Raw genomic sequence first — 19,815 nt, forward strand, 5'->3', positions numbered from 1 at the left:
ATAGGATGCAGGCAAGGGCAGGGATAAATATGAGTAAGAGAGTAATGGGGTTAGTATACATATATATTTATTAATACAGCTCTCTTATGTAATGAAAATTTTATCTTATAGTAAAGTATATTTTTAACAGGAAAGCAATATGGGAAACTGAGCAACAACGATTTGACAATAAAGTGGTCAACAAATCCAACTAGTTAAGCTATTAATATGTTAACGATTAATATAAAAATCTCACCAATGCACAGATATCACCCCATAGCGGGTTGGATAATTTAACTTAAATTGGATAACCATGACTACAATCACAATAGTGGTAGCGAACTTTACAAATGCCATTAACACAAATCAATTTGTGGTTGGTGAGCATTTGCTGGAAGATGATTGCGTCTTATTGCGTTGGCAATGAGAAATGAAAGGGCTTTGAAACAAGCCCTTTTTGGGGGAATTATTTTTTTGTATAAATAATTTTTTGTGTTTCATTAGAACAGTTACCTACAACAGTACCTTGTTGTGAGGCTGCTTCTTCATTTGAAACGACGGTAATGGTAAAGCTCTCTTCAGGCACGCCATTGTTAATAATTTTTTGCATAATTTCTTCAACAACGCTTTCACATGACGCACTCGCAATGGTTGGAATAAATAATGTTATTAATGTAGCAATAATTATTCTTCTTTTCATATGTAATATTCCTTATAAGCTGGAGTCAGTTAATAGAAATTCTTTTAAAAAAGCTTAATAAGTATACTTAAATGAAATATTTAAAGCTATCCATTGATAGTCGTAAAACACTAGAAGATATCTTTATCTCTAACCCGCTAGTGTTTTATTAATCTGTTAAATGTAGGCTTTTACTGGGCTACTCTCTGTATTGCCTTACCTCCAGCCTCTATGTCTTCGCCAACACCTTTAGTGGTATTACAGGCAGTTAATGTGAAAACAACAGCTAATGAGCAAATGAGGAAACTGATTTTTTTCAACATATTTTCTTCCTTTTAGGTGTGAAGTTATAAGTTACAAAAGATCATTTTTAATTATAGCAGAACAACTTGATTGATATTTTCATTTGAATAGAGCTGTAATATTAGCTTCTATCATTGATGTTGAATCATAAGGTCAGTGATATCTGACAAATGAAAATGAGTTGCTATATTTTTAGTATTAATACTTTAAGTGTTAACACTTATTTCGCTATCAATCAATATTAGCAATGAAGGGTACATTCTATGATATTAGAAGAGATATTTATCCGTATGCTTAATGTTTCTCAATGCTTATTAATCGGTCTTCTTTTAATATTATCATCCATCACTTTACCACTCTGGTTGGGGTTTTCTGTGAAAGGAAGAGATAGTGGATATCAGATGAAGAGTGAAATGATGTCACTAGCATACACGACAAATTTTGATGAATTGCCAGTGGCGAGAGCTTGAAAAGATCATGCTTTAGGTCATGGCGTTTAACCAGACGAGGTTTTTTTACTCATCATCTAAATGGAATTTGTGTAACATTCGATGCGCAATAGGCGCAAATATCAATCCTAGAGTGGTCATAAAAACCAGACTGGTGAATACACCATAAAAAGCGAAAAAAATCTTTCCTGAAATGTTTTGCGGAACAATGTATGGACCAATTCCATTAGCGATAAAGGCACTGTTGAATGTAGCATCATGCCAACTTATGCTTGAATCAAAAGCTATATGCCCGACAATGCCAATGAATAAAGTGGTAACGATAAGTGCAAAAGCGTAGCCAAAATGTAATAGCATTCGTTTTAAAAAAGAGCGGAAAGAAATTAATGGCATATTTTTAGATTCAAACATAATTTTTCCTAAAAAATAATTTAATGAAGTAATTACATAATAAACTGATGTAAGATTACCTAAAATTTTTATTTTGACAATAGTGTCATAAGTTAGGCGAAATTCGGGCATTTTTTCGTTTGTTGCAATTTATATTCTCGCCAAGTTAGCAGAATTGAAACTTATTAGTAGGATGGTGAGATGAAAAAAAATGAACTTATGGAGTATATCCAGAGTAATTATGGTGCAGTTGCTGAGTACCCATGGGCTAAATTTCCTAGTTACATCATTTATAGGCATAAAAATAACGCAAAGTGGTTTGCTGCCATTCTGACGATTTCATCAAAGAAATTATATGAAAGCGAGCGTGATGAGATGGTAAATATTGTAAACCTCAAATCTCCTCCTGAATTAGTGGGTTCGTTGAGGTTAAAGGAAGGGGTATATCCAGCATATCATATGAATAAAGAGCACTGGATTACTATAAAGTTGGACAGTGGATTTCCAGAAGATGAGCTTAAAGCGTTGGTTGATGAGAGTTACAAATTGACTGCAAAGTAATTAATCTAGCCCGTCCTTGGGCTTCTACTTTAATGCCATTCGATTGGCATCGGTGGGCTAATTTTGCAAGTAACCTCTTTAATTTTAATTACTTATAGTTGAAGTCATTAGGGTGATTATCGAGGCTACCCGTAAGAGCCGCAAATAAAACTGTTTTCCCATCGATTGATAAGTCATCGGTGATATTAAACCAGAGTAAATCCTCAGTATTGTTCTTTTCATCATTTGAAGAGAATACACCTGCCATCACATTCTTTTCTTTAGAGTACATAATCGCAATTCGCTCTGCTGGGCAATTGTGAGGTTTGCACGCTGTTGCTACTTGGTATTCATTACCGTTTAAAGTCACAGTATTTGATGGGGATTCAGTGCCACCAGTTAAGATCCATGACGGGAGGTCGTTGTTTTTTACAACTTGTTGGAGTGCTGTTTTAGTATTTGCATCACTAGCTAACTTACTGATAGTTAAATCGTTGCCAGCATGAGCATTGGCTGCGATGAAAAGAGCTGCGATGAGTGTCAATTTTCTAAGCATGTTAATAATCCTTTGTGTGTTTAAAGGTTATCTGGTTAGTGAAAAAGGTTCTATCTCGTGTTCTTATCGGTTTGAAGGGAGGTGTAGCTTCACCGGCGATTGTGCAACACTAAATCGATAGATGAGTTTTATTGAAGCTGGTTATATATATTTCATTTCAATGTAACTTGGAGTGTATATGAACAGAGCATCATTATCTAAAAGTTCTCCTGATGCGTATAACAAGCTGATTGAGATTAGCAATCATATTGATCAGCAAGCAGTATCATTAGGAATGGAAAAAGGGTTTATTCATCTACTTAAATTGAGAATATCTCAGATTAATGGGTGTGCTTTTTGTGTGAGGCTTCATACGCAAGATGCTCAAAAATGCCATGTTAATATTGATAAAATCGCATTGGTCGCAGTATGGGAAGAGGCGGATTATTTTTCTGAAAAAGAAAAGGCCGCATTCTTATTGGCTGAATCAGTCAATATGGTTCATTCCGGTCATATTCCTAGTGATATTTATAAAAAAGCTGCGGAATACTGGAACGATGAACAACTAGCATTAATTGAATGGATATCTATCATCATTGGTTCTTTTAATCGCATCGCTATCGCGAGCCGCTATAAAGTGAAGCCGTAAGTCTCTAGTCGAATCACAGGTTAATATTAGTGATACTTGTCCTATATTTACAATAAGTAAAGTGACTTCATTTTCAATCTACGTGACACTGGATCGTGCGTATTAATCAGCTAATGGAGTAATGACTTATGTTCCCAGAGTATCGTGATTTAATCTCGCAGCTTCGTCAGTCAGATCCGGATTTTAGAGCCTTATTTAATCGGCATAATCAACTCGATCATGAAATAGCCAGACTGGAGCATCCAGACAGAAGTGGGTATGGCACTGATGTTATAGAGTTAAAAAAAAGAAAAACTGCGCCTTAAAGAAGAGATTCATCAAATATTGAAAAACCCACCAGAACTAAGCTAACTCGATAGATTACTACAATTCATAGCCTCGCCAAGTGTGGGGCTTTTTATTGATTTTATTGGAAGCAATTTGCACTTAATCCTATAGGCGAAACTACCTAGCTAAGATAGTGTGTCTAAAAAGGAGAATAAACATGCCTGCATTTAACCCAGTAGAAATGATCGCTGAAGCGATGTTAAACACAATTAGTATGATTGCAACACCTGTGGAATACCTACTTTATAGTGGAAAAATAGCGGAAATATTTATGATGAGTGTATTTTATATTCAACACTAAGAAGTAAATTCATCAAAAAACGATACTTAGCATAAAGTGAAAGCTAGGAGCTTTATGCTAAGAGGATGACATAAATATTATTGTTCTGGTTTTAAATAAGCGTCGAGCAGTATTCGAAGCTCAACATCTAATACTGAGCTCAGTGCAATAAGATGCCCAACATATATCGAGGAGGAACCATCTTCATATCGGGAATATGCGCGCTCTGAAACTGAAATGGCTTCAGCTATCTCGGTGACCGTTATTTGACGAGCGAGACGCTGTTCTTTGATGAATTGTCCTAAAGAGAGGTTGTTAAGTTTTCTTTCGTTCATCGGTACAGCCCTAAAATTAGTGGTGGACAATAAATAACATAGATATGTTAAACGTTAATAGGGAAGTATCTGTATTTTGGTAATGATAGGATAATTTTATGATAATTATCCTAATGTATGGAAACTCACTATTACTGGTTTTTTAGTGCGTATTTAACCGCACTCTGCGCATGAATTGCTGTGGTATCAAAAACGGGAACGGAAGTATCATCGTCATTTACCAGCAACGTGATTTCAGTACATCCAAGAATAATACCTTCAGCGCCTTGTTCAACGAGTGATTTCATGATGCGTCGATACTCGGTTCGTGAAGTCTCAGAGATAACCCCTAAACACAACTCATTATAGATAATATCGTGAACGATTTTTCTGTCTGCCTCATTTGGTGTGACCACCCTTAAGTTAAATTTATCAATCAGACGATCTTTATAAAAAGCTTGCTCCATGGTAAATGCAGTACCTAACAACCCAATAGTTGTAATGCCTGATTGTATTATTTGTTCACCTGTTGTATCTGCAATGTGAAGGAGAGGAAGGTTGGATTTTTCTTCGATTTGTGGGGCGACTTTGTGCATGGTATTTGTACACAAAACCAAAAAATCAGCGCCGGCCGCTTGTAATCTCATTCCTGCTTTTGCTAAATGGTCGGCAGCAAGATCCCATTGACCGTGAGATTGAAAATATTCAACTTCAGCAAAATCAACGCTGTATAAAACAATCTTAGCGGAATGTAACCCTCCAAGTTTCTGCTTAATACCTTCATTTATTTGCTGATAATAGAGTTGGGTTGATTCCCAGCTCATTCCCCCGATAAGTCCAATCGTCTTCATTGATAAGTACCTCATATGTGTTGTTTTCTTACTATACTGAGCGTATTTATGGGGAGTCAATCCGGTAATATCAGTTTTTATCGATAATATAAATAAAGCCGAGATTATTTTTAACTGATATCTATCTTATCAGTTTTAATATTGGAATTATCTTTCTGTAATTAATCACATATTAGAGATTTATTTTATTATTACTCTTCGAGAAATTGATTAGTAACGCCATGAGACTGTTCAGTAAATCTTCATTAAATAATATTTTATTGCTGCTATACTACTAAAGTTACTTATTTTATTTTTTAGATAATGCGGGAATAAAATAAACCTAGTGACCTACACTGACTATTTTTTTGATGTTCAGTTTATGAATTTAAATTTTTTAGTTAAGGAGTTTATGATGGTAAGTAATAACCAAGCTCGTCGCTTATTAGGGATGCCGTTCAAGTTAAGTCGTTCTAAGCGTAATATTCAAGTTTCTGTGATTGCAAAGGAAAATGCTACGGCTTTACCTGAAGAGCTAAAAGATAAGCCGTTCGTTGCGGTACAGAAAAATAAAGCTACAGAAAAGAAAACCTATCACTCTATCAGCGTATTTTATCCGGAATATATCTAAGTTAATTTCAGGGTAAGATGTGACCCTCTAGATTGGCTAGAGGGTTTAAGTAATGCAATAATAAATCCCTTTCATATATCCATATCTTTTTTTGAATTATCTGATGGTGTTTTAGCATTGGAATGGTTCATGATCATTCAGCGATTTTTTGTGATCGCCACTCAGTTTCTATCTATTAAAGAAAATAAAATAGTGTGATAGTCATATTCTCTCGATAAAATCGAGATCGAGGATAATGATAAATACAACTAAAATGGATATGTGTAGATGAAATTATGCCAATGGATGCTATTTTTTTGTTTTCTATTTATAAATGGTTGTTCAACACAATTTAAAACTGACGATGAGTCAAATAAGCTGAAATTTAGTATTCAGCATGCAAACACGATCCCGATTAAGGATTCAGTTGAAACATTGACGGTGGCAGATATGTTGCCTGGAGATATCCTTTTATCTTCAGCTACGGGGATGAACTCGTGGGGGATCCGCTTATTTAGCGTGAGCGGGGTGAGTCACGCTTCTATTTATTTAGGGTTTGGTCAGGTGGCAGAATCGGTTGGGAGTGGGGTCAGAATTATTCCTCTCGACCAAGCAATCACAGATTCTAATAATATGGTTGTATTACGGCATAACTTATTGACGTCATTTCATGCAGAAAAACTGCGTGAGTTTTCTACTGCTAATGATGGAGGCAAATACAACATGAAAGGGATTATCATGATTGCGCCATGGATGCTGACAAAGCGCGTTTGTGAATTACCGCTGATTGGCCAGACTATCCGTAATTTTTGTCTTAAAACATTAGCTACAGTGCAATTAGGGGATGATATTGAACAAGCCAACGGTTTCTTTTGTTCGCAGTTTGTCCTAGATGCGTATAAATATGCCGGTGTGCCGCTATTTGAGGGGAACTCATCATGGATTACACCTGCCGATATTTTGCATATGCGTTCAGGGGACGTACCTACCTTTATGCCAACAGAGCGTTTAACTTATGTCGGACATTTAAAAAACTGGAGCTTTGGAGGCGCTATCCTCAATAAATGACGGATATTGCAGGTTAAGTTTTGATGAAATATTGCTAGCCAATAAAATAAAAAAAAGGCCAACTCAAATGAGTTGGCCAGCTAAACTGGAAGCAATGTGAGCAATGTCGTTGTGAAAAGACCGAGTAATTTACTCAACTATTCACGAGATAAAAGATAACTATTCTCATTTAAGAAATCAACCCCTTTTTTCATATAACTATTAAAATTTTTTATCTCATCGAAAATCCAAAAAGTGCTTAAAAAACAAATTGATTAATGGTTTTATTGGTTCATTTTGCTACAATCTCATTTAATTCTGGCGAAAAATATTTAGTATTTTTCGCTTTTTCTCCGAGTGCTGAAGTGAATTTAGATGCTGATAAAGGAATAATGTTGTGAATTTGTAGCCGGAGATCTCATTTATCTTTTGAGATAAGAGACATTTACGTACAGTTGATTATAATTTTACTGTTAATGTTTATTCGATAATTTATCAGGAGGGCTTATGTACAAAACGATTTTGGTCCCTATCGATCTCACTGAAGAAGAGTTGACCAGTAAAGCGGTTCGTCATGCGGTAAATTTAGCGAAACAATCTGGCGCAAAAATTCATCTGATCCACGTATTGCCTATCTCTTCGGCGATTATTAATGCGTATGCGTTGGGTTATATGGAAATTAAAGACCGAGCGACAGTGAAAGCAGAAGAAGACATGAAAATGTTGATGGATTCGATTGATCTTCCTCATGATGATGTCAGTTACACTATCACGTTTGGTTCACCTCGTGATGAAGTGATTAACACCGCAAAGGATATTAATGCTGATATTATTGTGATTGGTTCTCGCCGTCCAAATATTACGACCCACTTGTTAGGTTCTACAGCGGCAGGAATTGTTCGCTACGCAGAAACATCCGTACTGGTTGTTCGTTAATTTATTTTTTTTAAAACCTATGCAATGAAGTTTCCATAATGTTGCATAGGTTTTTTTATGTCGTTTACAAGATTATTGTTGAATTGGCATATCGGTATGGATTGAGTAGGATTTTTATGGAGAAATTCACTAAAGAATTAATGCGCATGGAACATTTTGTTTTGCGAGTTCTGCGTTTTTATTTTTTAGCGTTATTAGTGTTTTTTATTGGCTTACTACCTGGGATTATTGGTTTTTATTTTATTGAAGGGCATTCGATAATGGAATCTATGCTAAACGCATTATCAATGCTGAGTGGCCAAGCGATTGAGCCTGCACCAATCACCCAAACAGGCCGTTTCTTTATTGCTATTTATGGTTTATTTTTACAAAGTGTATTCATTATTAGTATTGGCTTAATCGTCACGCCATTTATTCATCGAATATTACATAAATGGCATCTAGAAGAGGATTAGATTGAATAAGTTGCCAAATGTTGTGATTATTTTACTGAATTGATTGTCAGATTAGTAAACCAGTTCACGACATTTTCATTTTATTCAGACTATACTTTTCTTGGCAAAACAATAACCATTAAACCGCTATCTCATCTATTCAAAAAACGAATAAATTGAATGAGAGATACATCCTTGAGAGGGGCTTATATGAATAAAACTATTTTGGTTCCCGTTGATATTTCTGAAGATGCATTGACCGATAAAGCGTTAAAGCAAGCCATTCATTTAGCAAAAATGGATAACGCTAACATTCATCTATTTCACTCAGTGCCGGATGTTTCAAGATTTTCGATGAGTTATAGCTATCATTATGATTTGCTCGCCTCATTTACGAAAAAGGCCATTGAACGCTCGGAAGAACAGCTGGTTGAACTGGTTAATCACATTGTGAAAGATATGGATTTCCCCGCGGATAGGATCTCTTATAAAGTGGAGTTCGGTTCGCCAAGAGAAAAAGTATTAGACGAAGCTGAGAAAGTTCATGCCGACCTTATTGTGGTTGGCTCACGTAACCCAAGTATCTCAACCCACTTATTGGGTTCGAATGCTTCAGGGATCGTCTCTTATGCAAAAATATCCGTTTTAGTCGTAAGATAGTTTTATTATTTAATCCACAGACTGGATTCATAAAAAAGACCTGGGCTATCAGGTCTTTTTCTTTGGAGCAATTAGGGTTTATTGACAGTTTCTTTTGCCTGTTCAATAGCTGTTAATGCCTGGCCGCATGCTTGCTCTTGCGTATCTTCAGGATAACTTGCGAGGGTTTTCCTCGCGTCTTCTAATTGCGACTTCATTAATGCGATTTGTTCACTCGCATTAGGCTCATTTTTATATTGTTCTTCCGCTTGTTGAACTAGCGCATTCATTTCTTTGAAATATTTGTCACAAACTTGTCCTGCATTTGCATTCAATGCAGTCAGCGAAACAAATAGGCCCAATGCAATTGGCAGAATATTCTTCATTATATTTTCACTTTCAAAAGTCATATTTCGGCCAGCATAGCATCCCATTTTTTAAAAAGACATCGGCCAATGATGAATATTTCAATGAGTTTTAATTTTTATCAAATTAATCATACCAATATTAAAGGAAGTGGCTATAGCATAAATTGCAAACTATAAATGAGAATCATTCTTGACTGCCTGTAATGATAAAGTGTACATTTCAGTACACTTTATTGAGATAACAAACCAACGTAAGGAATGATAATGAATAACAGTATTATGATTAATACTCAGAACTGGCCTGTCTGCGCGATGAATACGTTTCCAACGTCAATGGTGGAAACTCAGTCATGGTTATCGGAACTTGAGCAATTATTAGCGAAAAAGACCCCGTTTGTTTTAATTTATCCACCTATGGAACAGAAAGGGAAACCAACAGCAGAAGATATGGAATGTATGAAATTCGTGCGTCGTTGGTTGAAAGATGGAAGAGAGGCGATGGCAGAATATTGTCGAGCGATGGTGATCACGTTACAGCCAGATGGGGGGGATAAAGATGAAATGGAGCGCACTGCACCTGTTATTTCATCTCTGTATGGGCCTGAAGTTTTTTTAGTGGAAAGCTCTCTAGTTGCGCAACAGCGAGCCACTGAAATTTTAAATGGGCTATGATTTACTAGCACTAATTTTACGAATATAGCTAGCGATGATATCCACGGAAAGCCCGATTTGTTGATGGATAAATTCATCGCTAGGTTTAAAGTTTTCGACACAGAAGGTTTTGATAAAAACATCCGCTTTTAGCATCTCTAGATAACGGGATGAAATACTTAACAGTGTGGCTTTATCGACTTTGACAGTCGGAATTTGTGCAAGCTTTTCGGCAAGGCGCTGATAGCTTTGCACGGGGCCTTGTTCGAAAAAGAGTTGGCTAATATCAGGGAAGCGGTTGTATTCACCCAATATTAGGCGATATAGCCCGATAGATTGGGGTTTAATCACATTGATTAAAAAACGCGAACCATAAAACGATAATACCGCTTCTATGTTGTTTAAAGGCGGCTCTTTATGGTCTGGTTCGGTAAAAATATCGTCTATCATATGTGCCACGACTGCGGCAAATAAGCCTTCTTTATCTCCAAAGTTTTTATATAACGTCGACCGGGAACCGCCCGCGCGTTCGATGATCATATCTAATGTCGTGCCTTCAAAACCGTATTGCAGAAAAATATCCGCCGCAGCCATAATAAGTGCTTGATGGCGGCGCTGTCCTTTTGGTGTTTTGGCTGAACTTGTCTGGTTCATGAAATCAATTTCCTAACAAAATGGCGACACGGGACTAAATTATCTGAAAGAAGTCATAATTCAGTTTGTTATTTTCCTCTATGATGTATATGAATATTATCATGTTTAAATCAATATCTGAATTTTTGTCAAATCCTTGGGGGAGAGAATGAAGGATTGCATAGCGGATGAAAAAACGCAGGGAAAAGAAGTGCTTGTTGATACACAGAGAGAAATTACAAAGCTGTGTATTGAATGCGGTTTGCTGCTATTACAGCATGGTGCTGAGAGTATGTTGGTTGAGCAGTTAACAACACGTTTAGGCATCGCTTTGGGCGCTAGTCAGGTAGATAGTGCAATTTCATCTAACTCACTTGTATTAACCACAATCATCGATGGGCGTTGTTTAACATCGACTCGGCGGATTATTGACCGTGGTATTAATATGCATGTGGTGACTGAAGTTCAGCATGCAGTGATCCTCGTTGAACACCATTTACTTGACCGTAAACAACTACAAAAAAAATTAGCGGGCATCAAACCACTACGTTATCCCCGCTGGCTAATGGTGGTGATGGTGGCGCTTTCTTGTGCTTGCTTCAGTTCCCTTAACGGAGGTGGTTGGGAAAGTGCGTTGATCACCTTTATGGCGAGTGGCTGTGCGATGTATATCCGGCAAGTGTTAACATCTCGCCAGATTAACCCATTGATTAACTTCTGCATTACAGCATTTGTCGCGACATCCGTTTCGGGTTTATTACTCAAAGTGCCCTATTTAAATGTGACTGAAACCATTGCGATGGCGGCAAGCGTGCTGCTGTTAGTTCCCGGATTTCCATTAATTAATGCGGTGGCGGATATGTTCAAAGGCCACGTGAATACAGGAATTGCTCGTTGGATGATGGCCAGCTTATTAACGCTGGCAACCTGTATCGGCGTTGTATTGGCGATGATCATTTGGAATCTGAGGGAGTGGGCCTAATGTTTTTCATTGAGCTAATTGAGAAAATGGTCTTAGCGGCTGTCCCTGCTGTTGGTTTTGCAATGGTGTTTAATGTGCCAGTGAGGGCATTGAAATATTGCGGGTTATTAGGCGCGATTGGTTATGGTTCACGAATGATTTTAATGTCGCTGGGGTTGCAAATTGAATGGGCGAGTTTTCTTGCCGCGATTTTAATTGGCATGATAGGGATTCAGTGGTCGCGTTGGTGGTTGGCTCATCCGAAAGTTTTTACCGTTGCAGCGGTTATTCCTATGTTTCCGGGGATCAGCGCCTATATCGCAATGATTTCTGTGGTGAAAATTTCTCAATATGGCTATACCCCAGAGTTAATGGAAACGCTGGTTACTTACTTTTTAAGGGCATCTTTTATTGTCGGTGCGCTCTCTATCGGCATTTCGTTACCTGGATTGTGGTTATATCGAAAAAAGCCAAGTGTTTGATACTCACAAATGTTTTACTGTTAGAGCCCTTTAAGCAATAAATCACGCAATAGTAAAAGCGTTAGTTGATAGCAATTAGCGCTTTTTGTTAGCCAAGCTCGTTATCTATTCTTTGTATATTATTGCACAAATTCCGATATTGCTTTTGATGTAATAAAATTGAGTACCAATTGATATCAAAAAGACTTATATTTCATCCAACTAGCGAGTATACATAGTGCATTCGGCAATTTTTGCATGAATAACTTACGTGTTGTATTTAATAAATTGCTTTTTTTCCTATCAATGGTGTTATTTTGAAACAGATTTTTTATTTTTCGCGCATGATCATTGCGTTAGTATGTTTTTCCTCGTTATTTATCTCTTCCGTTTATGCTGCACCGAACAATTTCACTGAAGCGAAAACGTCCAGTAAAAGCCTCGTTTATGGTGATCAAAATCATCAGGGACAAGGAACGCTATATTGTGGCTGTGAGTGGGAATGGACAGGTAAAAGTGGTGGGCAAGTTGATTTAGCTTCATGCGGCTACCAAGTGCGTAAGCAACAGAGCCGTGCTGAGCGTATTGAATGGGAACATATTGTTCCTGCTTGGGTGTTTGGTCATCAAAGACAGTGCTGGCAGAATGGCGGTCGTAAAAATTGCGTCTCAACTGACCCTGTGTTTTCTCGAATGGAGGCAGATATGCATAACCTCGCGCCTTCAATTGGGGAGGTGAACGGTGACCGCAGTAATTGGAGCTATGGCCAGTTACCGGTTAATGCGCCTTATTCTTACGGTGCATGTCGTAGCCGCATTGATTTTAAACAGAAAATCTTTGAGCCACGCGACGAGGTGAAAGGGCAGGTTGCTCGGGTCTATTTCTATATGCATGACCGCTATAATTTATCCATGTCACGCCAACAGCAGCAGTTATTTATGGCGTGGGATAAACAGCATCCGGTGAATGAATGGGAACAAAAACGTGATCAGCGCATTGCTAAAGTGATGGGGCACCATAACCCATTTGTGACGGGCGAAAGAGCGTGGAGTTTAGGGCACAAGAATAGCGGTGATGGCTTAAATATGAGTGATAAGCCCAGCGAAAGAGTCCCTCAGCCTGTAACTCAATCTTCCCCAAACAAGGACGGTGTGATGCAGGTAAAAGGTAACCGTAATTCAAAGAAATATCATTTATCCCACTGTTCAGGGTTTAAAACCTTATCGGATAAAAATGCGGAATTATTTGCGAATGAAGCAGATGCTCAGGCAAAAGGTTATCAATTAGCGGGTAACTGTAAGCCTCGTTAATAGTATTGGACTGTAATAATTCAGTAAATTTAGCGAGTTATTACAGTTTTCTATATGCAATTTTTCACAGATTATCTGATAGATACGTGTATTTACACATTTTTTGTTAATTTAAAGTTGTCATTCAAAAAAAACTCGCGCTATATTTATTGTATGGAAACGTTGTAGGTTGATGATATTCGGGCCAATGCAATATTTTGTCGTGAGTTCGAGTATTTTTTATATTGTCATAATATTGTCACGCAGATTCTTTAGTTTACGAGTATCGCCTTTATAGGAGAAACTAATGAGAACTAGGTGTTTGTTAATCAATATGCGAAACCGGTTACCACTCCATCATGAAACTGACATGATGAGATTGCTAACCGGTTTTTTTATACCTGAATTATCAACCTAGGCAACACAAGAGCTTGAAGGGAGCTCCTCTCTGTTTTGAATAGTTCGTCATCTGAAATTGACATCATCGATACCTGGAAGGGTTAATACTATGAGTAGACAGAAAGCTGCAACAAAAGCACGTCGTGAAATGAAACGTACATCACGCAAAGACCGTTCAGGGAGGTATGATATGAACAACGTTACCTCCTTCGCTGAGTTTACAGGCATTGAGCCGATAGGCATGGCGAAAGAACGTCGCGATGAAACTCCAATAGCACCACGTAATGAAGCCCAGAAGCTCTATATTAATTCCATCAAGCACAAGCAGTTGATTTTCGCTAACGGTGAGGCAGGGTGTGGGAAAACTTATATCAGTACTGCATTGGCTGCGGATGCCTTGATTAACAAGGAAATTAGCAAAATCATTGTCACGAGACCCGTGTTGCAAGCGGAGGAAGATCTTGGTTTCTTACCGGGAGATATGTCTGAAAAGTTCGCGCCTTATTTCCGACCTGTTTATGACGTATTAATGAAGCGATTAGGCGCTTCGTTCCTACAGTATTGTTTACGCCCTGAGATTGCTAAAGTTGAAATAGCGCCATTTGCTTATATGCGTGGTCGCACATTCGAAAATGCGATTGTGATCCTCGATGAAGCACAGAACGTCACAGTCACTCAAATGAAAATGTTTTTAACTCGTTTGGGTGAGAACGTAACGGTAATTGTAAACGGTGACGTGACCCAATGTGATTTACCAAGCGGTGTTCAGTCAGGTTTAGGGGATGCGTTACAGCGCTTTAGTAGCGATGAAATGGTCTCGATGGTCAATTTCACGATTGATGATTGTGTGAGATCTCAGCTATGTCACAAGGCCCTGCTGGCTTACAATGACTAACAACTAGTTTAACTAGCTACACAGGCTAATTAATGCATGAAACTGCCCCATATAGGGGCAGTTTTTTATTAGTCGTCAGGGTTGTCCATGACGGCGTGACGTTCATGATGATAACCTTCTTCATCATAGCCATATCGCCAGTAAGGAATTGCGTAGATATCATCGCGACCAAAACCTTTCTCACGTCTAATAAAACGGCGTAATTCACGGATAATTTGATCTTCACCGGCAATCCAAAAGCCCACATCGGATTCTGGAATATCCCACGATTTGAATGTATTAATCAGATTGGTAGTTTGGCTAATGTCTCCGCAGATCCAATCAATTTCGATGCCTGCTGGCTTGGCTAACTCGCGAATATCCGCTTGGTGGTCAAGGCGTAGAACGACGCGTCCCGTCGCGGTAGCAGGCATTTTTTCCAGTAACGCCGCAATCGCAGGCAAAGAGCTTGAATCACCCGCCATAAAGTAATGTGCGCGGATAGGCAATAGTGGATCTGGGCCACCAGGGTTGGTGATCCCCAGCCAATAACCCGGTTTTGCATCACGAGCAAACAGATAAGCAGGACCTGTTACCCCTTCGTGCATGGCAAATTCAATATCGATTTCATTGAGTTCAGGGCGAATAGCGCGAACGGTGTAAGTGCGCACAAAAGGGCGCGGCTTATCTTCTGGCCAGCTACGTCCTTTTTCAGTGAGGAAAGGAAGCGCGGGTTGGCTTTGATGGTCAGGGGCAATAAAAATTTTGAGATGACCACCTTCACACTCCGTTGGGTAATTGGCTAACTTTTCACCCGTAAATGTGATGCTGCGAATAGAAGGGCTGATATCGACAATGGATTTAACTTGAATAAGCTGTGGGGGCGCTGGGCGGTAGATATTTTTTTCAACAGTCTGTTCACTAGCCACTAACCGTCTCCTTTCTTAATGATAATATTATTATATGTTAATTATTATCATTATCATATCATGAATGTTTATAGGAAAACTATTCAAAAGATGCAGGATTATTGAGCGTCTAATTATAAACATGCCGCAGCATTTTAATGCTGCGGCAAAGGGCTTACTTCACTTTCATGCCAGCGGCGGTCATCAACAATCTAAATAAGGAAGAGAATGCGAATAGTGCCAATACACTTCCTAACCAAATTGCTGCCATCCAACCGAGTTTCTTCCACCAAGGTGAGCGGAGAGTTGTATCAGTGATAGCCTTGGTCTGGGGTAATTTTTCCTCTGAAGACATAGTAACTCCAATAGGTATAAACCAAAATAACAGGGATAATGAATAGGGCGCCAACTAGCATAAAGCCTAAGCTTTCTGAAGGACCTGCCGCATCGCGGAAGGTAATTGCTGGCGGAATTAAATTTGGCCAAACGCTGATGCCTAATCCTGTAAACCCTAAGAAAATCAGCATGAGTGCAGCGAGAAATGGCACGCTATCGTGACGTTGACGTTTGGCGCTTTTTAAAATGATCCACACACAGCCGAGCACTAATAAAGGAACAGGTAAGAAGAAAAACAGGTTTGGTAAGCTAAACCAACGCGTATAAACCGCCTCATTTAACATTGGCGTCCATAAACTGATCACGCCAATCACTGCTAACATGACCAGTGTTAATGGAGTTAGCACGCGATACATGGTTTTACGCAGGTGTCCTTCCGTTTTCATGATCAACCAGCCACATGCCAGTAAGGCGTAAGCGATGACTAATCCAAATCCACAGAACAGAGGGAAAGGTGCGAACCAGTCAAAATAGCCACCCATATACACACGGTTTTCAACATGGAAGCCTTGAATAAACGCACCAATCACAATCCCTTGGGAGAATGTGGTTAGGATTGAGCCCCAAATAAAGGCGTGATCCCAGCGGCGGCGATGAGATTCATCGGCGCGGAAGCGGAACTCAAAGGCGACCCCACGAAAAATCAGTGCTAGCAACATAAAGGTAAGGGGGATGGATAGCGCATCTAAAACAATGGCATAGGCTAATGGGAATGCCCCAAATAGCGCCGCACCACCAAGCACTAACCAGGTTTCGTTACCATCCCAAACCGGTGCCACACTGTTCATCATTAAATCTCGGTCTTGGCTCTCTTTTAAGGCTGGGTACAAAATACCAATACCTAAGTCAAAACCGTCCATCACGATATACATCAACATACTGAAGACGATGATGACAAACCAAATTAGTGGTAAATCAATGCCCATGAGTTGCCTCCTCGGAGATACCTTTACGAATTAATTTCATCATGTACATGTAGCCGATGCCAAATACGCCGCCGTACACCACAAAGAAGGCTAGCAAGCTCACGCTCATGTGCATTTCACCATGGGCGCTCACGGCATCTGCTGTACGCTGTAAACCGTAGACAACCCAAGGCTGGCGACCAATTTCGGTGGTAAACCAACCGGCTAAGATGGCGATTAAACCTGATGGCGCCATGACGAACATAAAACGGAGGAACAATTTGGAGTCATACAGTTTTTTACGTGAACGTAGCCATAGCCCCCAAACACCGGCGGCAATCATCAACATGCCTAAGCCCACCATCACGCGGAATGACCAGAACACCATAAACACATTTGGCCTATCTTCCGGCGGGAACTCTTTCAGTGCAGGAACCTGTTTGGTGGTGCTGTGCGTCAAAATCAGGCTCGCCATATAAGGAATTTCAATGGCATATTCGGTTTTTTCTTTTTCCATATTTGGAATGCCGAAGAGGATCAGTGGGGTGGCTTCGCCAGGTTTATTTTCCCAGTGTCCTTCCATTGCTGCGACTTTAACAGGTTGATATTTTAAAGTATTTAATCCGTGAGCATCGCCGATGAAAGCTTGAACAGGCGCTAAAATCAGGATCAACCACAAGGACATGGAGAACATTTTCTTCATGGCAGAGGATTTATTGCCTTTGAGTAAATGCCATGCGCCGGATGCACCAATAAAAAACGCCGCAGCCAAGAATGCCGCAGTGGTCATGTGGAGTAAACGGTATGGGAATGATGGGTTAAAGATAACCGCTAACCAATCGACAGGGACAATTCGCCCATCGATAATTTCAAAACCTTGTGGTGTTTGCATAAAACTATTGGATGCAAGGATCCAGAAGGTTGAAATGATGGTACCGAGTGCAACCATGCACGTCGCAAAGTAGTGAAGCTTTTCGCCCACGCGGTTCATACCAAATAGCATGACACCGAGGAAGCCAGCCTCTAAGAAAAAGGCGGTGAGCACTTCATAGGTTAAGAGTGGGCCGGTGATGCCACCTGCAAAATCCGAGAAGAAACTCCAGTTAGTCCCAAATTGGTATGCCATCACCAATCCAGAAACGACCCCCATACCGAAATTGACGGCAAACACTTTTGACCAAAAATGGAACAATTTTATATAGTCAGTATCGCGGGTTTTGAGCCATAAACCTTCGAGAACTGCCAAAAAACTGGCAAGCCCGATGGTGATGGCAGGGAAGATAATATGGAACGATACCGTAAACGCGAATTGAATACGGGCAAGCTCCAGCGCAGTTAGTCCAAACATATTGACCCCTGAATGGAATTGATTTCGACACGCCACATTTCCAGCCATTGCGAAGCAATTGTGGGCTGTTCCTTAGCAATAAATAATTGATTTCGCTGGATTGTTAACACTCATAAATCCAACTAAAAATGTTTTGTGGTTATAGTTAAAAAAAGTCAGGTGAATGTGTGGATAAGTAGAACATGAGACGATAAACTATAATAGTAACAATTTTTAGCAAATCACCTATAACAGTGAGGCGGGAATGACGAGATACGAACAGTTAGCGGCACAAATTCGTCAACAGATTGAAGATAATATTTGGCAAGTAGGTGACAGGCTACCTTCACTAAGAGAGAGCGTTAAACAATCGGGTTTAAGCTTAATGACAGTGGTGCAAGCTTATCAATTACTGGAAAGTCAGGGGTGGGTCGCTGCGCGCCCGCAATCTGGCTATTATGTTGCAAATCGCAATAATGCATTTGCCGCCGCAAAAGGGGGGAAAGGGCTCCATTTAAATGAAAATGTGGAGATCAACGCCTCGATTTTCGGTGTTCTACAAGCTTGCAAAGACCCAGATATTATCCCATTTGGCTCTGCTTTCCCAGAACCCGCTTTACTGGATGATCCAAAATTAGCCAAGTCTCTCGCGTCGGTGGCGCGCCGTTTATCGAAAACCAATACCACCACCAACTTACCACCAGGAAATGAACAGCTGCGCCGCAATATTGCCCAGCGTTATGCAACTCAAGGGATCCACGTCGCCCCTGATGAAATAGTGATTACGGCCGGGGCGATGGAATCATTAGTGCTGAGCTTACAAGCGGTTACTCAACCGGGTGATTGGGTAGTGATTGAATCCCCTGCATTTTATGGTTCTTTGCAGGCAATAGAGCGCTTAAAACTTAAAGCGATTGCCATCAAAACTGACCCATTATTTGGGATTGACCTAGATGCATTAGAGGACATTGCGGATAAATACCCGATCAAAGCTTGCTGGCTGATGACACACTACCAAAACCCGTTAGGCGGCACGATGCCTCCTGCCAATAAAAAGCGGTTAGTGAATATTTTGAACAGTCACAAAATTGTGTTGATCGAAGATGATGTGTATGGCGAGCTTTACTTTGGTAATCAGCAACCTATTCCTGCAAAATCACTCGATTCACAAGGAAACTTTTTCCACTGTTCATCATTTTCGAAATGTTTAGCGCCGGGATACCGTGTCGGGTGGGTGGCAGCAGGTCATCATGCGAGCAAAATTCAGCATCTACAAATGATGAGCACCGTTTCTGCCAGCGTACCAACCCAATTGGCGATCGCGGAATACTTATCTCAAGGGGGATATGATAACCATCTGCGCAAACTGCGCCAAACCATGGAGCAGCGGCAACATATCATGCTGAGTGCAATCGCGAAATACATGCCGTCCACGGTTAAAGTGAATACCCCAAAAGGGGGCTATTTTTTATGGCTAGAATTTGAACCGCCATTTAACGCCATCCAACTGTATCAATTGGCGTTGAAGGAAGGCATTAGCATCGCGCCGGGGAGCATGTTCTCTACCAGCGATCAATTCAATCATGCATTTCGACTAAATGCGTCATTTGCATGGAATGACCGGCTTGAACAGGCGATGCAAGTTCTAGGTCGTTTATGCCATCGATTAACGGGGCTTAAATAGGGAAAATAGGGTGAGGGC

Annotated in this window: 27 protein-coding genes and 1 pseudogene; 16 read left to right on the forward strand and 12 right to left on the reverse strand. The window is 39.8% G+C overall.

Going from position 1 to position 19,815, the window contains the following annotated elements; all coding sequences use genetic code 11:
* Positions 1–445 precede the first annotated feature (445 nt).
* Both H0913_RS08590 and H0913_RS08595 read right to left on the reverse strand, forming a co-directional pair.
* A complete protein-coding gene (locus H0913_RS08590; protein ID WP_181478526.1) occupies positions 446–679 on the reverse strand; it encodes a DUF1161 domain-containing protein in 234 nt (77 codons plus the stop codon).
* Between the two features lie 170 nt (positions 680–849).
* Entirely contained in the window at positions 850–981 is a 132-nt protein-coding gene (locus H0913_RS08595) for an entericidin A/B family lipoprotein (protein ID WP_036954779.1), read from the reverse strand.
* A 243-nt stretch (positions 982–1,224) separates the two neighbouring features.
* Between H0913_RS08595 and H0913_RS08600 the strand changes: the two genes are divergently transcribed.
* On the forward strand, positions 1,225–1,431 hold the full coding sequence (locus H0913_RS08600; RefSeq protein WP_181478528.1) for a DUF4113 domain-containing protein: 207 nt from the start codon (positions 1,225–1,227) through the stop codon (positions 1,429–1,431).
* 45 nt (positions 1,432–1,476) lie between these two features.
* Here H0913_RS08600 and H0913_RS08605 read toward each other — a convergent pair whose 3' ends face one another.
* Positions 1,477–1,821: a two pore domain potassium channel family protein gene (locus tag H0913_RS08605; protein ID WP_154603968.1), complete on the reverse strand. Its 345-nt coding sequence runs from the start codon at positions 1,819–1,821 to the stop codon at positions 1,477–1,479.
* A gap of 180 nt (positions 1,822–2,001) precedes the next feature.
* Here H0913_RS08605 and H0913_RS08610 point away from each other — a divergent pair, with 180 nt between their 5' ends.
* The gene (locus H0913_RS08610; protein WP_181478530.1) at positions 2,002–2,361 is read left to right on the forward strand and encodes an MmcQ/YjbR family DNA-binding protein; all 360 of its coding nucleotides are present in this window, start codon (positions 2,002–2,004) and stop codon (positions 2,359–2,361) included.
* Positions 2,362–2,449: 88 nt separating this feature from the next.
* Here H0913_RS08610 and ivy read toward each other — a convergent pair whose 3' ends face one another.
* Complete coding sequence (ivy, locus tag H0913_RS08615; RefSeq protein WP_181478532.1) at positions 2,450–2,896, reverse strand: Ivy family C-type lysozyme inhibitor; 447 nt, start codon at positions 2,894–2,896, stop codon at positions 2,450–2,452.
* A gap of 178 nt (positions 2,897–3,074) precedes the next feature.
* Between ivy and H0913_RS08620 the strand changes: the two genes are divergently transcribed.
* The 3 genes and pseudogenes from H0913_RS08620 to H0913_RS08630 all read left to right on the forward strand — a co-directional run bounded on the left by H0913_RS08620 (position 3,075) and on the right by H0913_RS08630 (position 4,152).
* Positions 3,075–3,524 (forward strand): carboxymuconolactone decarboxylase family protein, encoded by a 450-nt coding sequence (locus H0913_RS08620; RefSeq protein WP_181478534.1) that lies wholly within the window; start codon positions 3,075–3,077, stop codon positions 3,522–3,524.
* A gap of 128 nt (positions 3,525–3,652) precedes the next feature.
* Positions 3,653–3,875, forward strand: a pseudogene (locus H0913_RS08625) (YdcH family protein).
* Positions 3,876–4,008: 133 nt separating this feature from the next.
* Positions 4,009–4,152, forward strand: a complete 144-nt coding sequence (locus tag H0913_RS08630) for a hypothetical protein (protein ID WP_181478536.1) — start codon at positions 4,009–4,011, stop codon at positions 4,150–4,152.
* A gap of 77 nt (positions 4,153–4,229) precedes the next feature.
* On the opposite strand, the gene H0913_RS08635 is transcribed toward H0913_RS08630, so the two are convergent.
* Positions 4,230–4,466 carry a helix-turn-helix domain-containing protein gene (locus tag H0913_RS08635; protein WP_154603964.1) on the reverse strand — a complete coding sequence of 79 codons (237 nt, stop codon included), beginning with the start codon at positions 4,464–4,466 and terminating at the stop codon, positions 4,230–4,232.
* A gap of 131 nt (positions 4,467–4,597) precedes the next feature.
* On the reverse strand, positions 4,598–5,296 hold the full coding sequence (locus tag H0913_RS08640; protein WP_154603963.1) for an aspartate/glutamate racemase family protein: 699 nt from the start codon (positions 5,294–5,296) through the stop codon (positions 4,598–4,600).
* Between the two features lie 391 nt (positions 5,297–5,687).
* Between H0913_RS08640 and sra the strand changes: the two genes are divergently transcribed.
* From sra to H0913_RS08665, 5 genes are all read left to right on the forward strand, one after another.
* Entirely contained in the window at positions 5,688–5,906 is a 219-nt protein-coding gene (sra, locus tag H0913_RS08645) for a stationary-phase-induced ribosome-associated protein (protein ID WP_230088637.1), read from the forward strand.
* 267 nt (positions 5,907–6,173) lie between these two features.
* Entirely contained in the window at positions 6,174–6,953 is a 780-nt protein-coding gene (locus H0913_RS08650) for a YaeF family permuted papain-like enzyme (protein WP_154603962.1), read from the forward strand.
* Between the two features lie 486 nt (positions 6,954–7,439).
* Positions 7,440–7,868, forward strand: a complete 429-nt coding sequence (locus H0913_RS08655; RefSeq protein WP_006660028.1) for a universal stress protein — start codon at positions 7,440–7,442, stop codon at positions 7,866–7,868.
* A 116-nt stretch (positions 7,869–7,984) separates the two neighbouring features.
* Entirely contained in the window at positions 7,985–8,323 is a 339-nt protein-coding gene (locus tag H0913_RS08660) for a hypothetical protein (RefSeq protein WP_036954745.1), read from the forward strand.
* Between the two features lie 189 nt (positions 8,324–8,512).
* Positions 8,513–8,962 carry a universal stress protein gene (locus H0913_RS08665; RefSeq protein ID WP_036954742.1) on the forward strand — a complete coding sequence of 150 codons (450 nt, stop codon included), beginning with the start codon at positions 8,513–8,515 and terminating at the stop codon, positions 8,960–8,962.
* Between the two features lie 71 nt (positions 8,963–9,033).
* Here the strand turns inward: H0913_RS08665 and H0913_RS08670 are convergent, their stop codons facing one another.
* On the reverse strand, positions 9,034–9,327 hold the full coding sequence (locus tag H0913_RS08670) for a DUF5339 domain-containing protein (RefSeq protein WP_154603961.1): 294 nt from the start codon (positions 9,325–9,327) through the stop codon (positions 9,034–9,036).
* 246 nt (positions 9,328–9,573) lie between these two features.
* Here H0913_RS08670 and H0913_RS18880 point away from each other — a divergent pair, with 246 nt between their 5' ends.
* Positions 9,574–9,981, forward strand: a complete 408-nt coding sequence (locus H0913_RS18880; protein WP_232368845.1) for a hypothetical protein — start codon at positions 9,574–9,576, stop codon at positions 9,979–9,981.
* On the opposite strand, the gene H0913_RS08680 is transcribed toward H0913_RS18880, so the two are convergent.
* Positions 9,976–10,614 (reverse strand): TetR/AcrR family transcriptional regulator, encoded by a 639-nt coding sequence (locus H0913_RS08680; protein WP_154603960.1) that lies wholly within the window; start codon positions 10,612–10,614, stop codon positions 9,976–9,978. The two genes, H0913_RS18880 and H0913_RS08680, sit on opposite strands and share 6 nt — an antisense overlap.
* A gap of 148 nt (positions 10,615–10,762) precedes the next feature.
* Here H0913_RS08680 and H0913_RS08685 point away from each other — a divergent pair, with 148 nt between their 5' ends.
* The 4 genes from H0913_RS08685 to phoH all read left to right on the forward strand — a co-directional run bounded on the left by H0913_RS08685 (position 10,763) and on the right by phoH (position 14,598).
* The gene (locus H0913_RS08685) at positions 10,763–11,575 is read left to right on the forward strand and encodes a threonine/serine ThrE exporter family protein (protein ID WP_181478538.1); all 813 of its coding nucleotides are present in this window, start codon (positions 10,763–10,765) and stop codon (positions 11,573–11,575) included.
* Positions 11,575–12,036, forward strand: a complete 462-nt coding sequence (locus tag H0913_RS08690; protein WP_080675670.1) for a threonine/serine exporter — start codon at positions 11,575–11,577, stop codon at positions 12,034–12,036. The genes H0913_RS08685 and H0913_RS08690 overlap by 1 nt, the downstream gene beginning before the upstream one ends.
* A 323-nt stretch (positions 12,037–12,359) precedes the next feature.
* On the forward strand, positions 12,360–13,325 hold the full coding sequence (locus tag H0913_RS08695) for an endonuclease (RefSeq protein WP_220127914.1): 966 nt from the start codon (positions 12,360–12,362) through the stop codon (positions 13,323–13,325).
* Positions 13,326–13,812: 487 nt separating this feature from the next.
* Positions 13,813–14,598 carry a phosphate starvation-inducible protein PhoH gene (phoH, locus tag H0913_RS08700; protein WP_154603958.1) on the forward strand — a complete coding sequence of 262 codons (786 nt, stop codon included), beginning with the start codon at positions 13,813–13,815 and terminating at the stop codon, positions 14,596–14,598.
* 68 nt (positions 14,599–14,666) lie between these two features.
* Here the strand turns inward: phoH and H0913_RS08705 are convergent, their stop codons facing one another.
* From H0913_RS08705 to H0913_RS08720, 4 genes are all read right to left on the reverse strand, one after another.
* Positions 14,667–15,506 carry a siderophore-interacting protein gene (locus tag H0913_RS08705; RefSeq protein ID WP_181478542.1) on the reverse strand — a complete coding sequence of 280 codons (840 nt, stop codon included), beginning with the start codon at positions 15,504–15,506 and terminating at the stop codon, positions 14,667–14,669.
* A gap of 154 nt (positions 15,507–15,660) precedes the next feature.
* Positions 15,661–15,840, reverse strand: a complete 180-nt coding sequence (locus H0913_RS08710; protein WP_071992173.1) for a DUF2474 domain-containing protein — start codon at positions 15,838–15,840, stop codon at positions 15,661–15,663.
* Positions 15,797–16,807, reverse strand: a complete 1,011-nt coding sequence (gene cydB / locus H0913_RS08715) for a cytochrome d ubiquinol oxidase subunit II (RefSeq protein ID WP_181478544.1) — start codon at positions 16,805–16,807, stop codon at positions 15,797–15,799. Before cydB ends, H0913_RS08710 begins: the two co-directional genes overlap by 44 nt.
* Entirely contained in the window at positions 16,797–18,134 is a 1,338-nt protein-coding gene (locus tag H0913_RS08720; RefSeq protein ID WP_154603956.1) for a cytochrome ubiquinol oxidase subunit I, read from the reverse strand. The genes cydB and H0913_RS08720 overlap by 11 nt, the downstream gene beginning before the upstream one ends.
* Positions 18,135–18,378: 244 nt before the next feature.
* Between H0913_RS08720 and H0913_RS08725 the strand changes: the two genes are divergently transcribed.
* Positions 18,379–19,797, forward strand: coding sequence for a PLP-dependent aminotransferase family protein (locus H0913_RS08725; protein WP_154603955.1), 1,419 nt, complete (start codon positions 18,379–18,381; stop codon positions 19,795–19,797).
* The last annotated feature ends 18 nt before the right edge of the window (positions 19,798–19,815 follow it).

The sequence above is a fragment of the Providencia rettgeri genome (assembly GCF_013702265.1).
Taxonomy (GTDB): Bacteria; Pseudomonadota; Gammaproteobacteria; order Enterobacterales; family Enterobacteriaceae; genus Providencia; species Providencia zhijiangensis.